The sequence below is a fragment of the Mesorhizobium japonicum MAFF 303099 genome (assembly GCF_000009625.1).
GTDB lineage: Bacteria > Pseudomonadota > Alphaproteobacteria > Rhizobiales > Rhizobiaceae > Mesorhizobium > Mesorhizobium japonicum.
Genome location: NC_002678.2, coordinates 2,569,473 through 2,583,986, shown reverse-complemented (window position 1 = coordinate 2,583,986; position 14,514 = coordinate 2,569,473). Strand labels below are relative to the sequence as shown.

Here is a 14,514-nt window from a genome sequence, read left to right as displayed (position 1 = left end):
CCTTGGATGTGGAATATTTTTCTCCTGCCTTTCGCAGTTGCGAAAAAGCGATTGCCTGCCACCACAGGATGCGCGAGTGCTTTGCTTCTGGTTTTTCGCGCCCGAGCGTAAAACTGCGACACTGTTCCCCGGATTGCTTTTCCTATGCCGCAGGCCAATGCCAAGCTCAATGCCTTCCCCGTCTTCGTGCGGGTCGAGGGCGAAGCCGTGGCCATTGTCGGCGGTGGCGACGAAGCCCTGGCCAAAGCGCGGTTGATTGGACAGTCGAGCGCGGTGCTGCGCATCATCGCCGAAAATGCCGAGCCGGAGCTGCTTGCCTTTATTGGTCAGTCCGGCGCCAGCCATGTCGCGGCGGCCTACGACGCCTCGCAGCTCGAGGGCGCGGTCATGGTGTTTGCCGCCAGCGGCGATGAGGCGCTCGACCGCCGTGTCGCGGCCGACGCGCGCGAACTGGGCATTCCGGTCAATGCCGTTGACCGGCCGGAGCTCTGCGACTTCTTTACCCCGGCGCTGGTCAACCGCGCGCCGGTCGCCATCGCCATCGGAACCGAAGGCGCCGGTCCGGTGCTGGCCCAGATGTTGCGGGGCCGCATCGATCAGATGCTGTCGCCATCGCTCGGTTCGCTGGCGACGCTCGCCGCCACGCTGCGTGGGGCAGCCGAGAAATTGCTGCCGAAAGGCAATGCCCGCCGCCGCTTCTGGAACAGTTTTTTCGAAGGTGCACCTGCCCATGCCGTGGAAGCCGGCCAGCTGTCGCAGGCGCATGACGCCGCCGTCGATCTGCTGCTGTCGAACGCGCCGGCTTCGGGTCACATCGCCCTGGTCGGTGCCGGTCCGGGCGCCGAGGATCTGCTGACGTTGCGGGCGCATCGCCTGCTGATGGAGGCCGATGTCATCGTCCATGATGCGCTGGTGCCGGAGGCGGTCGTCGCCATGGGCCGCCGCGATGCCGAGCGCCTTCCGGTCGGCAAACGCAAGGGCTGCCACACCAAGAGCCAGGCCGAGATCAACGCGCTGCTGGTCGAGCTCGGCCGCCAGGGCAAGCGCGTGGTGCGGCTGAAGTCGGGCGATCCGCTGGTGTTCGGTCGCGCCGGCGAGGAGATGGCGGCACTGCGCGATGCCGGCATCGCCTATGAGGTGGTTCCGGGCGTCACCGCGGCCTTTGCCGCCGCCGCCGATTTCGAATTGCCGCTGACCTTGCGTGGCGTCTCCTCGTCGATGGTGTTCACCACCGGCCATGACCTCAAGGGCAATTCATTGCCCGACTGGGCCAAGCTTGCGATTTCTGGCGCCACGGTCGCCGTCTATATGGGCCGCTCGGTGGCGGCCGAAGTCGCCGGCCGGCTGATCGAGGCCGGCCTGTCGCCGGACACGGCGGTGGCCGTGGTCGAGAATGCCAGCCTGGCCAACCGTCGCCGCTTTCACGGAACGTTGGCCGACCTGCCGTCGCTGGAAGCGCGTGGCGATCTTTCCGGGCCGGTCATGACGATCATCGGCGATGCTGTTGCCGGCGCCAATTTTGAACGGTCCGAGCCGCTCGCCGCACATAGGAATGAAGGCGCGGCCAAAGTTGCCGCAGAGAGAGTTCAGCCATGAAGATACTGACCGCCAACCGCCTGACCGACGGCATCGCCGTCTGGTACGCCGATGGCGGCTGGGCCGAGACGGTGGGCCGGGCCGACCTTGCCCATGACAAGGCAGCCGAGGATCGCCTGGAGGCGATCGGCGCCAAGGCCTATGCCGACAATGAAGTGGTCGACGTCAATCTGATCGACGCGGATGTCGTCGACGGTGTCGTCGAGCCGGTGCGGTTGCGTGAAAAGATCCGCGCCGCCGGCCCGACCATCCGCGGCGATCTCGGCAAGCAGGCCGAGCGGGCGGCATAGTCAGGATTTGAGTGAAACGGGCGGACGCGCCCTGAAAGACGAAGCATGTACCGTTACGATGAGTTCGACCACGATTTTGTTCAGGCCCGCGTCGCCGAGTTCAGCGACCAGGTCCAGCGCCGGCTGTCCGGCGAGATATCAGAGGACCAGTTCCGGCCGCTGCGGCTGATGAACGGCGTCTATCTGCAGCTTCACGCTTATATGCTGCGTATCGCGGTGCCTTACGGCACGCTGAACGGCAAGCAGCTGCGCATGCTCGGCCACATCGCCCGCAAATACGACAAGGGCTACGGCCATTTCACCACGCGCCAGAACATCCAGTTCAACTGGCCGGCGCTGTCGGACATTCCGGCGATCCTCGCCGATCTGGCAAGTGTGGAGATGCACGCCATCCAGACCAGCGGCAACTGCATCCGCAACGTCACCGCCGACCACTTTGCCGGTGCCGCCGCCGACGAGGTCGCCGATCCGCGTCCCTATGCGGAAATCCTGCGGCAATGGTCCTCGGTGCATCCGGAATTCTCGTTCCTGCCCAGGAAATTCAAGATCGCGGTGACCGGGGCAGAGCGCGACCGCGCTGCCATCCAGACGCACGATATCGGCCTGCACCTGAAGAAGAACGCCGCCGGCGAGCTCGGTTTCGCTGTCTATGTCGGTGGCGGCCAGGGCCGCACGCCGATGGTGGCAAGGAAGATCCGCGACTTCCTGCCGGAAGCCGACCTTCTGTCCTACTGCACGGCGATCCTGCGCGTTTACAACCTCTATGGCCGCCGCGACAACAAGTACAAGGCACGCATCAAGATCCTGGTGCACGAGACCGGCGTCGAGGAGATCACCCGCCAGGTCGAGGCCGAATGGCAGGACTTGAAGGACGCCGAGCTGAAGCTGCCGGATGCCGATATCCGCGCCATCCAAGCCTATTTCGCGCCGCCGGAACTGGCTGATCGGCCGGAAGGCGACCAGGCGGTCAAGCTGGCGCGTCTTGATTCCAAAGGCTTCTCGGAGTGGCTCGACCAGAATGTGGTGACGCACCGCCATCCCGATTATGCGGCGGTGACGATTTCGCTCAAGGGCATCGGCGAGGTGCCGGGCGATGCTTCCGACAGCCAGATGGAAGCGATTGCCGACATCGCCGAGAAATACGCCTTCGACGAGCTGCGCGTCAGCCATGAGCAGAACCTGATCCTGCCGCATGTGGCGCGCGCCGACCTCAAGGCGGTCTACGACGCGCTGGTCGATATCGGGCTGGCGACGGCCAACTCCAATTTGATATCGGACATCATCTCGTGCCCCGGCCTCGACTATTGCGCGCTGGCCACCGCACGCTCGATCCCGATCGCGCAGGAAATCTCGCAACGCTTCGCCTCGCTGGAGCGGCAGCGTGAGATCGGCGAACTGAAGCTGAAGATCTCCGGCTGCATCAATGCCTGCGGCCATCACCATGTCGGCCATATCGGCATCCTCGGCGTCGAGAAGAAGGGCTCCGAGCTCTATCAAGTGACGCTGGGCGGTTCGGCCGATGAGAACACGTCGGTCGGCGAGATCATCGGCCGCGGCTTCTCGTCGGAAGAGATCACCGACGCCATCGAGCAGATCGTCGAAACCTATCTCGGCCTCCGGCTCAACCCACAGGAAAAATTCATCGACGCATACCGCCGTGTCGGTCCCGCGCCGTTCAAGGAGGCGCTCTATGCTGGCGAAACCAAGGCCGCTTGACCATATCGGCGATGCAGATGACGGCGTCGCCGCCAAGGCGGCGGGGCTCGATGCGCTGTACGGCCATCTGAAGCCGCTCGAGATCATCGAACGCTCGGCCCGCGAACTGTTTCACGACGAGATCGCTGCCGTGTCGTCCTTCGGGGCGGATTCGGCGGTGCTGCTGCACATGATTGCCGAGATCGACCGCACGCTGCCGGTCATCTTCCTCGACACCGGCAAGCATTTCGAGGAGACGCTCGGCTATCGCGACGCGCTTGTCGCTGATTTCGGGCTGACCAACATCCAGGTCATCAAGCCCGAGGAAGCCGCGCTCGCGCGGATCGACCCGACGGGCAATCTGCACCAGAGCAACACCGATGCCTGCTGCGACGTGCGCAAGGTCGAGCCGCTGGCACGGGGCGTGGCGCCGTTCCGTGCCTGGTTCACCGGCCGCAAGCGTTTTCAGGCCTCGACGCGGGCAGCGCTGCCGGTGTTCGAGGCGGTCGGCGCGCGCATCCGCATCAATCCGCTGGCGCACTGGACGACATCGGACCAGGCCGACTACATGCGGGCGCATGCGCTGCGCGAGAATCCGCTGGTCGCCTATGGCTATCTGTCGATCGGCTGTTTCCCGTGCACGCAACCGGTGCAGCCGGGCGAGGATGCGCGCAGCGGACGCTGGGCCGGTCATGCCAAGACCGAATGCGGCATTCACCTGTCGGGGCTGGAAGTGTCGCTGACCGACGCATCACTATAGGGTATGCTGATATCCAGCCGGCCTGCGAACGGCGACCTCCACCCGGAGGCCGCCGGTTTTGTGCGGGAGGGGCTTTCAGCGGACTTGGATCTTGGGGCTTTAGGAATTTTGATGACCGAAACGACGACACCGGAGACCCGGCTCTGGACCCCGCAGGGTTTTCGCGAGGACGAGTGGGCTCATGCCGAGAATGCGGACGAGCTGTGCGGCAATGGCCGCTTCATCCTGCCGCTGCAGGCGTTCCTCGACCTTGATCCGGAGGTGCGCCTGTCCGCCAAGGAGCGGCTTGGCGTGGAGCTGCAGCCTGGCGATCAGCTCGAGAAGATAGCCGACCTGCTTGACCAGCTGTCGCTGGTGGCGCTGGTCTTCCCGGCCTTCAGCGATGGGCGCTCCTTCTCCAAGGCCGAACTGCTGCGCAGCCGCTACCACTTCGAGGGTGCCGTTCGGGCCACCGGCCAGGTGCTGGTCGACCCGTTGCCGCACATGCTGCGTCTCGGCTTCGACGAGTTCGAGATCTCCAACCCGGTGCTGCTGAAGCGCCTGGAAGAGGACCGCACCGGCGGCTTGGGGCTTTACTACCAGCCAGCCGCCGTGCCGGAGCCCAAGGGCCCGAAATATTCCTGGCGGCGCGTTCGCAGCTGACGCTGCGGTAATTCTACCATCTTTACATAGGCCGTAATCGAGCCTTCTCTTGGTCATCCGGACGGAAACATCCGCCGGGTGCGAGGGAGGAAGTCATGGATTTCGACTATGTCATCGCCGGCGGCGGGTCCGCCGGCTGCACGCTTGCCGCGCGTCTGTCCGAAGATCCGTCGAAAACGGTCTGCCTGATCGAAGCCGGCGGCGCGGGCAGCAACCTGCTTATCCGCGCGCCGGCAGGCATCATCGCACTGTTGCCGGGCCGGCCGAAAATCAACAACTGGGCGTTCGAGACGGTGCCGCAGCAAGGTCTTGGCGGCCGCAAGGGCTACCAGCCGCGCGGCAAGGCGCTGGGCGGATCCAGCGCCATCAATGCCATGCTCTATACGCGCGGGCACCGCGGCGACTATGACGAATGGGCCGACCTCGGCTGCGACGGCTGGTCATGGGACGAGGTGCTGCCCTATTTCCGGCGGGCGGAAGGCAATCAACGCGGCGCTGATGCCCTGCATGGCGGTGACGGGCCGCTGCGGGTTGCCGAGCAGCAAGAGCCACGCCCGCTCTCCCGGGCCTTTGTCGAGGCCTGCGGCGAAAACCAGATCCGCCGCAACGATGATTTCAACGGCGTCGAACAGGAAGGTGCCGGCCTTTATCAGGTGACGCAATTCTGGGGCGAACGCCGCAATGGCGAGCGCTGCTCGGTGGCCGCCGCCTATCTGCAACCGGCCATGAACAGGTCGAACCTTACCGTCATCACCGGAGCGCACGCCACGGCGGTCATCCTCGATGGCAAGCGCGCCACCGGCGTGCGGTATCGCGCGGGGAAGGACGAAGCCGTCGCGAAAGCCAGGCGTGAGGTGATCGTCTGTGGTGGCGCCTTCGGTTCGCCTCAACTCCTGTTGCTGTCGGGCATTGGCCCGGCTGCCGAGCTTGCCATGCATGGCATTCCGGTCATTCATGAATTGCCCGGTGTTGGCAAGAACCTGCAAGACCATCTCGATTTCATCATGGGCTGGACGTCCAAGGATGCCGACATGATGGGCATCGGCCTGCGCGGCCTGCCTGGCCTGCTGCGGCACATGCTGCGCTGGCGCAAAGATGGCGGCGGCATGATCGCCACGCCCTATGCCGAAGGTGGTGCCTTCCTCAAATCCGATCCGGCGATAGAACGGCCCGACCTGCAACTGCATTTCTGCATCGCGATCGTGGATGATCATGGCCGCAAGCTGCATATGGGATATGGCTTTTCCTGCCATGTCTGCGTGCTGCGGCCGCATTCGCGCGGCGAGGTCGGGCTGTCGACTCATGATCCCATGGCACCGCCGCGCATCGATCCTCGCTTTCTTTCGGACGAACGCGACGCCGAGCTTTTGCTCAAGGGGGTCAGGATGATGCGCGGCATCCTGGAGGCGCCGGCGCTGGCCAGGTATCGCCACAAGGAAATCTACACCGCCGGTGTTTCGAGCGACGCGGATTTGATGTCCCACATCCGTGCCCGCGCCGACACGATCTATCACCCGGCCGGCACCTGCAAGATGGGCGTCGACGAGCTGGCGGTGGTCGATCCGCAATTGCGGGTGCACGGGCTTGAAGCCTTGCGGGTTGTTGACGCCTCTGTGATGCCGACCCTGATCGGCGGCAACACCAACGCTCCGACCATCATGATTGCCGAGAAGGCGGCGGATATGATCAAGGCAGCCGCCTGACTGCCGCTCTGGTCGAACCAGCGAAGCTATTTTCGTCTGCCGGGAAGCGCTCTCGGTCGAGAAGGTGCAAATCTGGTCATACCAATTTGGCGATTTGCGCTTTCCCTTTGACCCTCCTGCCTTTAGGATAGGGAACATTATTTCGTCACCCGAAATAAATATAGCCACAAGGGAGGAACCGGGAATGGCTGGCAAGAAAATATTGATGCTCGTTGGCGAGTTCAGCGAGGAGTATGAGATTTTCGTCTTCGAACAGGCCATGCATGCCGTCGGCCACACCGTGCATGTCGTCTGCCCGGACAAGAAGGCCGGCGATGTCCTCAAGACCTCGCTGCACGACTTCGAAGGCCACCAGACCTATACGGAAAAGCTCGGCCACGACTACATCCTCAACAAGACGTTTTCCGAGGTGGACCCAGCCAAGTATGACGCTGTCTATGCGGCGGGCGGGCGCGGTCCCGAATACATCCGCATCGACAAGCGTGTGCAGGCGCTGGTGCGGCATTTCCATGAGGCAGGCAAGCCGATCTTCACCATCTGCCATGGCGTGCAGATCCTGATCGCGGTCGACGGCGTGGTGCGGGGCAGGGAAGTGGCTGCTCTCCACTATTGCGAGCCCGAAGTGACGCTGGCCGGCGGCATCTACATCGACGTCGCGCCGACCGGTGCCCATGTCGACGGCAATCTGGTGTCAGCCAAGGGTTGGCCAGGCCTGTCCAACTTCATCCGTGAGTGCTTGAAGGTGCTCGGCACCGAGATCCGCCATGGCGAGATCCTGATGCGCGAAGAGCGCCAGGCCGCCTGACAGGGGGTTGCTTCCGCCGCCGCGCTACGGCGCGGCGGTGGTCGTTCTAGAGCGGTTCCCCGTTTCACGGAAACGGCGAACCGCTCCAACTCTATGTTTTGACGCAATTCCCAAGGGAAAGCGCTACGCGCTTTTCCCGGGAAAACCGCTCACACTTTTCCTGGAATTGCTCTACATCGTCGCCCGTGCCTCGCGGAACGACACCAGCTTGCGGCGGTTCTCGTCCCATAGTGCCAGTTTGACGCAGCGCAGGCTGTCGAGCAGCGTGACGCGACCGATGCCGCGCAGTTCCGGATAATCGCGCAGCACTTCCTGCAGCCGGTAGCCCGGCACCTTGGCGGAGAGATGGTGGACGTGATGGACGCCGATATTGCCGGTGAACCAGTTCAGCACCGGCGGCAGGTCGTAATAGGACGAGCCGTGCAAGGCGGCATGCTGAAACTCCCAGTCGTCATCCTTAGCCCATTCCGTCTCCTCGAACTGGTGCTGGACATAGAACAGCCAGATTCCGGCCGAGCCGGCAAGGATGACGATCGGCAGATGGACGACCAGGAAAGCACCGGGGCCGACGGCCCAGATAAGCAGGGCCGCAGCCAGCGCGATGGCGAGATTGGTGGTCATGGACGACACCCAGGGCGTCAGGCCGCCGCGCATCATGCCGATGGGCAGCCTTTGCGAGAAGATGAACAGCCAGATCGGTCCAAGCCCGAACATCACCAGCGGATGGCGATAGAGGCGGTAGGCGAGGCGCCCGCGCCAGGACAATTGCCGGTATTCGGCAACGGTCAGCGTCCTGATATCGCCCATGCCGCGCTCGTCAAGATTGCCGGCGCTGGCATGATGCGTCGCGTGGGCGCGCCGCCAGCAATCGTAGGGCGTCAAAGTCAGGACGCCGAGCGCGCGGCCGATCCAGTCGTCGGCATAGCGGTTGGCGAAGAAGGAGCCATGGCCGCAATCGTGCTGGATCATGAAGATGCGCACCAAGAACCCGGCCGCCGGAAGGATCAGGATCAGCCCCCACCAATGGCCATAGGCATAGGCGGCCGAGGACAGCGCCCAGAGCGTGGCGAACGGGATGAGGGTGATGGCAAGTTCGACGGCGCTGCGTCGCCGGTCCGGCTTCTTGTAGCGCGCGAGGATCTTCAGCCAGGCACGCTTGCTGTTGGCGGCCGCATCGGGGGAAATCATGTTCATCAGGAAGCATAGGCGCGGCGTGTGGCTACCGCAAGGCAGCCATCACGCAAAATTACTGTGCGTAATTGTCGCGTAAAGAGTGCCGAGAGCTACTGCCGCCGTAATCTGTTATCGCCAGCCTCGGCCCGATCGAGGCGATCGAGCAATTGCCTGAAACGGTCGTGAGTATCGGCTTCGATGTGGAAAGCCGGCAAGGTACGCAGAAAACGCGTCATCGCCTCGGCACCAAACTGGCGCCTGACTTCGGCGGCGAGCCTTTCTCCCTTTTCAGCCTTGTTGCGGGTCATCATTTCAAAATCCTGTGTTGGCTCCGAAACTCCTCCAGTAGGGGAATGGTTCCCGCATCACGCTTCCGTGGCAAGCCAAGCCGGCAAGTACAGTAAACTTTGAATTAAAATCTAAGCATCGCCATTGATCATGACCCAGGTCCGGCCAAAGGCTCAATGGTCGCTTGCCCCTTGATTTTTGGCTGCCAAACCTCGATATCGGGCACAAAATCCATACCATTCGAGATGACGGGAAACGGCGATGAGCGACCAGGCAAAAGACGAACGCGCGCCCAGTGAAGCCGAGGCGGCCGAGGCCAATGCCGAGCGCACGGAAGGCAGCATCGACGGCGACTATGAAGCGCTTGTGCGACTGCTGAAGGAAAATGAAGAGCTGAAGGACCGCGCGCTGCGCGTTGCGGCCGAGATGGAGAACCTGCGCCGCCGCACCGCGCGCGACGTGCACGACGCGCGCACCTATGCGGTTGCGAATTTCGCCCGCGACATGCTGTCGGTGTCGGACAATCTGCGCCGCGCGCTGGACGCCATTCCGGCGGAGGCCAAGGCCTCGGGCGACGCCGGCTTCAAGGCGCTGATCGAAGGCGTCGATCTGACCGAGCGCGCCATGCTGTCGGCGCTGGAACGGCATGGGGTCAAGAAGCTCGCGCCGGAAGGCGAGAAGTTCGATCCCAATTTCCACCAGGCCATGTTCGAAGTGCCCAATCCCGATGTCCCGGCCAACACCGTGGTCCAGGTCGTGCAGCCGGGCTATTCGATCGGCGAGCGCGTGCTGCGTCCGGCCATGGTCGGCGTCGCCAAGGGCGGCCCGAAGATTGCCGCCGAGGCGCCGGTCGAGCCGGGGCCGGTGAATGAGCAGGCGGAGAAGGATGCGTAGTTAGGGGTTAGGCAGTAGGCAGTAGGCAGTAGGCAGTAGGGAATAAGGCAGTCGTATGAATCGCGCGGCTTCGTGCTATTCATACGCCCCAATTCCCAATCCCTACTGCCTCATGCCCTTGAACCCCATCGCCCTTCTCGACTATGCCGGCGTCGCCGTTTTTGCGGCGACCGGGGCGTTGGCTGCCTCGCGCAAGCAACTCGACATTATCGGTTTCCTGTTCTTGGCCAGCGTCACTGGCATTGGCGGTGGCACGTTTCGCGACCTCATCCTCAACGTGCCGGTCTTCTGGGTGGGAAACCGCGACTATGTGCTGATCTGCGCCGTGGTGGCGGTCCTGGTCTTCTTCACCGCGCATCGCGTCGAATCCCGATACAAGCTGCTGCTGTGGCTCGACGCCATCGGGCTCGCCGCCTTTTCGGTGATGGGCGCGGCCAAGGGTCTTGGCATCACCGGCTCGCCGGTGGTTTCGATCATCACCGGCATGCTGACCGCGACCTTTGGCGGCATATTGCGCGATCTGCTGGCCGGCGAGCCGTCGGTGCTGCTGAGGCCGGAGATCTACGTCACGGCCGCCCTGGCGGGCGCGGCCATCTTCACATTAGGTGACGTCGCCGGATTGCCGCAGTTTGTCTCGGGGTTGGCCGGCTTCGTCGTGGCGCTCGCCGTGCGCGGCGGCGCGCTGCGTTTCGGCTGGGCGTTTCCGTCCTACAAGAGCCGGCCCGGCCGACGGCCGGAAGATATTCCGTGAATCAGGCCTTCGCTGCCTGCCAAAGCGTCCATCAGCTTTTTGGGCGCTTGTCGGATCCATGTCCGTTCGAGCCGATGGCGCAATTCTTCGGGCGGAATTTGGCTCAACCTGACAAGGATCGCCGGCCAGCCCTTGTAGTGATCCGTCTCGAAATAGATTGCGGGCGCCGCTTCCAGCAGCATCTCTTTCTCGTCGAGCGGGCACATCAGGACGACCGTGTCGGCGTCCTTGACGCGGGCGAGCAATTTCTTGCCAACCTTCAGCGCCGGCGTGCCATAAGATGTCGTTTCGATGATGTCCGGCAAGCCGCTCGCAGCACGTCGCAATGCTTCGAAAACGGTGGAAAGCTCGTCGCTCACCGTTTCACGCTGCGAAGCGCTGGGCTTCCCCGCCGTAATAATTGACGTAGCGGGCGCCGATTTCCTTGACCGGCATGACGACGAACACATCGACCGTCGAGAATTCGCGGTCGATGACGCAGCCATCGCCGATGCGGGCGCCAACCCTCAGATAGCCCTTGACCAGAGGCGGCATCGCCGCGATCGCCGCCTTGGTGTTGACCGCCTCGATCGGCATCAAGTCCATGGAGCAATAGCGCCCGGACACGGCGCGCACATCCCAGGCCGAATTCGTGCGGCAGTGATGGGCGAGATAGGTGAGCGCCTCGGCATGCGCCGCCGGCACGGTGCCGTGGAAGGAAGCGCAGCCGGTCATCACGCCGATTTCGTAGTGATTGATGTAGGCCCAGATGCCTTGCCACAGCGCCTCGATGGTGCGCTTCGAGCGGTATTCCGGCAAAACGCAGGAACGGCCGAGTTCGAGGAAACGCTGGCCGGGATGGCGGGCGATGAGCTTGGTCAGCTCGAATTCGCCTTCGGAATAGAAGCCGCCGGCGGCGGCCGCGATTTCTTGCCGCAGCAGCCGGTAAGTGCCGACGATGCGGCGGTGTTCGGGGCCGGAAATCGAATTGTCGAAGACCAGCAGATGATCGCAGAGCGGATCGAACCGGTCGGCGTCGCGGCGGTCCTGCACCTGGAACAGGTCCTTGCGGGCGCCAAGCTCGTCGTAGAATACGCGGTAGCGCACTTCCTGCGCGGCCGCGATCTCGGCCTCGTTGCGGGCGAGCCGCACTTCGAGATTGCCGATACGGCCGAGCGCTGCGCCTTTTATGACGGAATCGACATTACGTCCGGCGAGCAAGGCGCTGCTGGCGTTCGGCCGAGTGTCACATTCCGGCATAACTGTATGCACGAGTGATTCTCCTTCGAGCCATCCCTCTTGGCACGGGGATACGGTGTAGGTGCAACAGGATTGTGACAGTACCGTGATAAGGCGTCGCGGGCAATACTTCGTCGGCTGGCGAAAACGGTCAACCGGCTACCTTAGGTGAGGAGGGGCGAGGCGCGCCTGGTCTTCACGGATCAAGTCACTGCGCCCCAAACCCTTGTTTTCATGGATGTCGCCCTCGGCGAATCGGGGCGGCTTTGAGCCGGCATGCGTCAGAGGCGCGGCTGGAAAAAAGCAGATCAAGCTGCAACCTGGCCCTCGACGGCGTTGACAAGCGCATCCGGGTCGAGTGGCTTGGTGACGAAGCCGCTGGCGCCGTGGGCAAGCACCGCATGGCGCGTCTTTTCCTGGCTATCGGCCGACAGCACCATGATCGGCACGGGCGGCGCCGATGTCTCCTCCTCATGGCGGCGGATCGCGGCAATGGCGTCCAGCCCGTCCATAACAGGCATATGCAGGTCCATCAGCACCACGTCGAAGCGGTGCTTGTGCCCGGCGCCGGTGACGGCCTCGACGGCGGCTTTGCCGTTGCCGACGACCTTAACGCGGTGCCCCGCCTTCAACAGCGTGGCGCGGGCCAGCATGGCATTGATGTCGTTGTCTTCGGCGATCAGCACGGACAGGCCCTGCTGGCGGTCGCTTGAGGCGCGAAGTGCCGGGGTGCGGCGCTTTTCCGGCTGCGGCTGGGCAAGGGCCGGCGCGTGGCTGGTCAAAAGAACACGCAAAAGTGTTCCACCGCGCACCGGCCGGGCCAGGAAGGTCGCGTAGCCGCTGGCGCGGAACTCACCAAGCATGCCTCGGTCGGTCGGTGCGATCAGGGTGATGGCTTCGCAATCGGTGAAACCACTCTGGCGCAATCGCTTGAGCACTCTCCCGTCACTCTCCTCCATGGCCGCGTCGACCAGCAGCACGTCGCAGCCCTCGGCCAGCGGCGCGGCCTGCGCCACGGTGGTGGCTATGCCGGCCGTGCCGCCATTGGCGCGGATGGTGCGGGCGATGGCGTCGGCCTCGACGGCGTTCCTGGACAGGATCACCGCGCGCCTGCCGGCAAGCACGTTCTGCCGGCCCTGGGGCGCCTCGGTGGCCTCCGTGGCCGGGATTTCGAAGACGAATTCCGACCCTTGGCCAAGCCGGCTGGAGACCGAAATCGTGCCGCCCATGGCAGCCACCAGGCGCTTGGAGATGGCAAGTCCGAGCCCCGCCCCGCCATGTGCGCGCGTCGAGGTGCCGTCGGCCTGTTCGAACTCCTCGAAGATGCGCTCCATGTCCTCTTCGCGCAGGCCGGGACCGGTGTCGGTGATGGTGAAGCAGATGCGGTCGCTGGTCTCGCTCCGGGCGCGCGCGATGCTGACCAGCACGCCGCCGCCGTCGGTGAACTTGATGGCGTTGCCGATGAGATTGAGCAGCACCTGCCTGACCCGGCCAGGGTCGGCCGTGATCAATTGCGGTACATCCGGTTCGACGTGGCAGCCGAGACCGATATCCTTGGCGAAGGCGCGCGCGGCGAGCAATTCGATGATGTTGTCGGCGATCTCGCGAACCGACATGGGCTGCGGTTCCGGATCGAAGCGACCCGCCTCGATCTTGGAATAGTCGAGCAGGTCCTCGATCAGGGCGAGCAGGGCGCTGGCCGAGGTCGATATGGCGCCGACATAGGTCTGCTGTTCCGGCGACAGGCTGGTATCGGCGAGCAGCCTGGCCATGCCCATGATGCCGTTCATCGGCGTGCGAATTTCATGGCTGACCGTGGCGAGGAAGCGCGATTTGGCCTGGCTTGCGTATTCGGCGCGCTCGCGCGCGGTGATCAGCGAGGATTCCGCGCGCTTGCGGGCGGTGATGTCGCGGGCGATGGCGCGATGCGATGCCGCGCCGCTGTCCTTGTCGCGCACCGACAGTTCGATCCAGGAGAACCAGCGCGGGCCGCCCGGCGTGCGGATGGCGACATCGGTGGAACTCAGGCACTCATGGTCGGAAAAGGCGGCGTCCGGGACGATGCCGACCTCGATGCCGAGTTCGGCCAAGGTCTTGCCGGCAAGATCGCGCTGATCGGTTTCGACGAGATCGGCGAACACCTTGTTGGCATAGACGATGTAGCCGTCGCGATCGCGATGGATGACGAGATCGCCCAGCGCATCGATGAGACCGCGAAAGCGCTCCTCGCTTTCCTGCATTTCCCACATGCGGTCGGCCAGCGTCTCGATCTCGGCGCGGCTTCGGGCGGTGGTCTCGTCCAGCAGCACCACGGTACGGTGGACGCTGCGTCTGGCATGGAGATGCAAGGCAAGGCCGGCGAGGCCGGTTGCCAGCAAGGCGAGGCTGATGAAGATCGGCGCCCCGGTCAGATGCGCGAGGCCCGCCAGGACCATGATGGCAACGAAGGTGAGCAGCGGCAGGCCTTCCCGCCTGGCCAATTGCTGCTCGGGCACCAGCGGCGGCGCAGCGATGAACCGCCGCGCCGCCGCCGGCGCGGCAACCGCATCGTCGCCCTTGTTTGCCTGTTGGCTGTCGGATTCCGCGATCATGCGAAACCCTTGCCAGAGGAAGATTATGGAAAATTGCGGCGGATCGTTCGAATTTTAGCGGATAGGCGTTTTTGTCCCGACAGCAGCGGATTCGCCACCGGGATTAGG

Annotated in this window: 14 protein-coding genes; 9 read left to right on the top strand and 5 right to left on the bottom strand. The window is 63.9% G+C overall.

Annotated features, from left to right (window positions below; all coding sequences use genetic code 11):
* The first annotated feature begins 144 nt into the window (after nt 1-144).
* From cysG to MAFF_RS13680, 7 genes are all read left to right on the top strand, one after another.
* Nucleotides 145-1,596: a siroheme synthase CysG gene (cysG, locus tag MAFF_RS13710; protein WP_010911516.1), complete on the top strand. Its 1,452-nt coding sequence runs from the start codon at nt 145-147 to the stop codon at nt 1,594-1,596.
* Nucleotides 1,593-1,886 (top strand): DUF2849 domain-containing protein, encoded by a 294-nt coding sequence (locus tag MAFF_RS13705; protein ID WP_010911515.1) that lies wholly within the window; start codon nt 1,593-1,595, stop codon nt 1,884-1,886. The genes cysG and MAFF_RS13705 overlap by 4 nt, the downstream gene beginning before the upstream one ends.
* A gap of 45 nt (nt 1,887-1,931) precedes the next feature.
* Nucleotides 1,932-3,602, top strand: coding sequence for a nitrite/sulfite reductase (locus tag MAFF_RS13700; protein ID WP_010911514.1), 1,671 nt, complete (start codon nt 1,932-1,934; stop codon nt 3,600-3,602).
* The gene (locus tag MAFF_RS13695; RefSeq protein ID WP_010911513.1) at nt 3,577-4,341 is read left to right on the top strand and encodes a phosphoadenylyl-sulfate reductase; all 765 of its coding nucleotides are present in this window, start codon (nt 3,577-3,579) and stop codon (nt 4,339-4,341) included. Before MAFF_RS13700 ends, MAFF_RS13695 begins: the two co-directional genes overlap by 26 nt.
* 111 nt (nt 4,342-4,452) lie before the next feature.
* Nucleotides 4,453-4,983, top strand: coding sequence for a DUF934 domain-containing protein (locus MAFF_RS13690; RefSeq protein ID WP_010911512.1), 531 nt, complete (start codon nt 4,453-4,455; stop codon nt 4,981-4,983).
* Nucleotides 4,984-5,078: 95 nt separating this feature from the next.
* The gene (locus MAFF_RS13685) at nt 5,079-6,686 is read left to right on the top strand and encodes a GMC family oxidoreductase (protein WP_010911511.1); all 1,608 of its coding nucleotides are present in this window, start codon (nt 5,079-5,081) and stop codon (nt 6,684-6,686) included.
* A 184-nt stretch (nt 6,687-6,870) separates the two neighbouring features.
* A complete protein-coding gene (locus MAFF_RS13680; protein WP_010911510.1) occupies nt 6,871-7,491 on the top strand; it encodes a DJ-1/PfpI family protein in 621 nt (206 codons plus the stop codon).
* A 171-nt stretch (nt 7,492-7,662) separates the two neighbouring features.
* Here the strand turns inward: MAFF_RS13680 and MAFF_RS13675 are convergent, their stop codons facing one another.
* Together MAFF_RS13675 and MAFF_RS13670 are read right to left on the bottom strand one after the other, a co-directional pair.
* Complete coding sequence (locus tag MAFF_RS13675; protein WP_010911509.1) at nt 7,663-8,685, bottom strand: fatty acid desaturase; 1,023 nt, start codon at nt 8,683-8,685, stop codon at nt 7,663-7,665.
* An 89-nt stretch (nt 8,686-8,774) separates the two neighbouring features.
* Complete coding sequence (locus MAFF_RS13670) at nt 8,775-8,975, bottom strand: hypothetical protein (protein ID WP_010911508.1); 201 nt, start codon at nt 8,973-8,975, stop codon at nt 8,775-8,777.
* A 238-nt stretch (nt 8,976-9,213) separates the two neighbouring features.
* Between MAFF_RS13670 and grpE the strand changes: the two genes are divergently transcribed.
* Both grpE and MAFF_RS13660 read left to right on the top strand, forming a co-directional pair.
* The gene (gene grpE, locus MAFF_RS13665; RefSeq protein ID WP_010911507.1) at nt 9,214-9,846 is read left to right on the top strand and encodes a nucleotide exchange factor GrpE; all 633 of its coding nucleotides are present in this window, start codon (nt 9,214-9,216) and stop codon (nt 9,844-9,846) included.
* Nucleotides 9,847-9,964: 118 nt separating this feature from the next.
* The gene (locus MAFF_RS13660; protein WP_044550909.1) at nt 9,965-10,597 is read left to right on the top strand and encodes a trimeric intracellular cation channel family protein; all 633 of its coding nucleotides are present in this window, start codon (nt 9,965-9,967) and stop codon (nt 10,595-10,597) included.
* On the opposite strand, the gene MAFF_RS13655 is transcribed toward MAFF_RS13660, so the two are convergent.
* The 3 genes from MAFF_RS13655 to MAFF_RS13645 form a co-directional block, all read right to left on the bottom strand.
* Entirely contained in the window at nt 10,555-10,956 is a 402-nt protein-coding gene (locus MAFF_RS13655; RefSeq protein ID WP_010911505.1) for an MmcQ/YjbR family DNA-binding protein, read from the bottom strand. The two genes, MAFF_RS13660 and MAFF_RS13655, sit on opposite strands and share 43 nt — an antisense overlap.
* Nucleotides 10,957-10,960: 4 nt before the next feature.
* Entirely contained in the window at nt 10,961-11,836 is an 876-nt protein-coding gene (locus tag MAFF_RS13650; RefSeq protein ID WP_010911504.1) for a GNAT family N-acetyltransferase, read from the bottom strand.
* A gap of 287 nt (nt 11,837-12,123) precedes the next feature.
* Nucleotides 12,124-14,406, bottom strand: coding sequence for a PAS domain-containing hybrid sensor histidine kinase/response regulator (locus MAFF_RS13645; RefSeq protein ID WP_010911503.1), 2,283 nt, complete (start codon nt 14,404-14,406; stop codon nt 12,124-12,126).
* Between the last annotated feature and the right edge of the window lie 108 nt (nt 14,407-14,514).

Bases quoted from the DNA above. Each gene is read 5' to 3' on its own strand.
- cysG (WP_010911516.1), top strand. From the start codon at position 145: ATGCCGCAGGCCAATGCCAAGCTCAATGCCTTCCCCGTCTTCGTGCGG.
- MAFF_RS13705 (WP_010911515.1), top strand. From the start codon at position 1,593: ATGAAGATACTGACCGCCAACCGCCTGACCGACGGCATCGCCGTCTGG.
- MAFF_RS13700 (WP_010911514.1), top strand. From the start codon at position 1,932: ATGTACCGTTACGATGAGTTCGACCACGATTTTGTTCAGGCCCGCGTC.
- MAFF_RS13695 (WP_010911513.1), top strand. From the start codon at position 3,577: ATGCTGGCGAAACCAAGGCCGCTTGACCATATCGGCGATGCAGATGAC.
- MAFF_RS13690 (WP_010911512.1), top strand. From the start codon at position 4,453: ATGACCGAAACGACGACACCGGAGACCCGGCTCTGGACCCCGCAGGGT.
- MAFF_RS13685 (WP_010911511.1), top strand. From the start codon at position 5,079: ATGGATTTCGACTATGTCATCGCCGGCGGCGGGTCCGCCGGCTGCACG.
- MAFF_RS13680 (WP_010911510.1), top strand. From the start codon at position 6,871: ATGGCTGGCAAGAAAATATTGATGCTCGTTGGCGAGTTCAGCGAGGAG.
- MAFF_RS13675 (WP_010911509.1), bottom strand. From the start codon at position 8,685: ATGAACATGATTTCCCCCGATGCGGCCGCCAACAGCAAGCGTGCCTGG.
- MAFF_RS13670 (WP_010911508.1), bottom strand. From the start codon at position 8,975: ATGATGACCCGCAACAAGGCTGAAAAGGGAGAAAGGCTCGCCGCCGAA.
- grpE (WP_010911507.1), top strand. From the start codon at position 9,214: ATGAGCGACCAGGCAAAAGACGAACGCGCGCCCAGTGAAGCCGAGGCG.
- MAFF_RS13650 (WP_010911504.1), bottom strand. From the start codon at position 11,836: ATGCCGGAATGTGACACTCGGCCGAACGCCAGCAGCGCCTTGCTCGCC.
- MAFF_RS13645 (WP_010911503.1), bottom strand. From the start codon at position 14,406: ATGATCGCGGAATCCGACAGCCAACAGGCAAACAAGGGCGACGATGCG.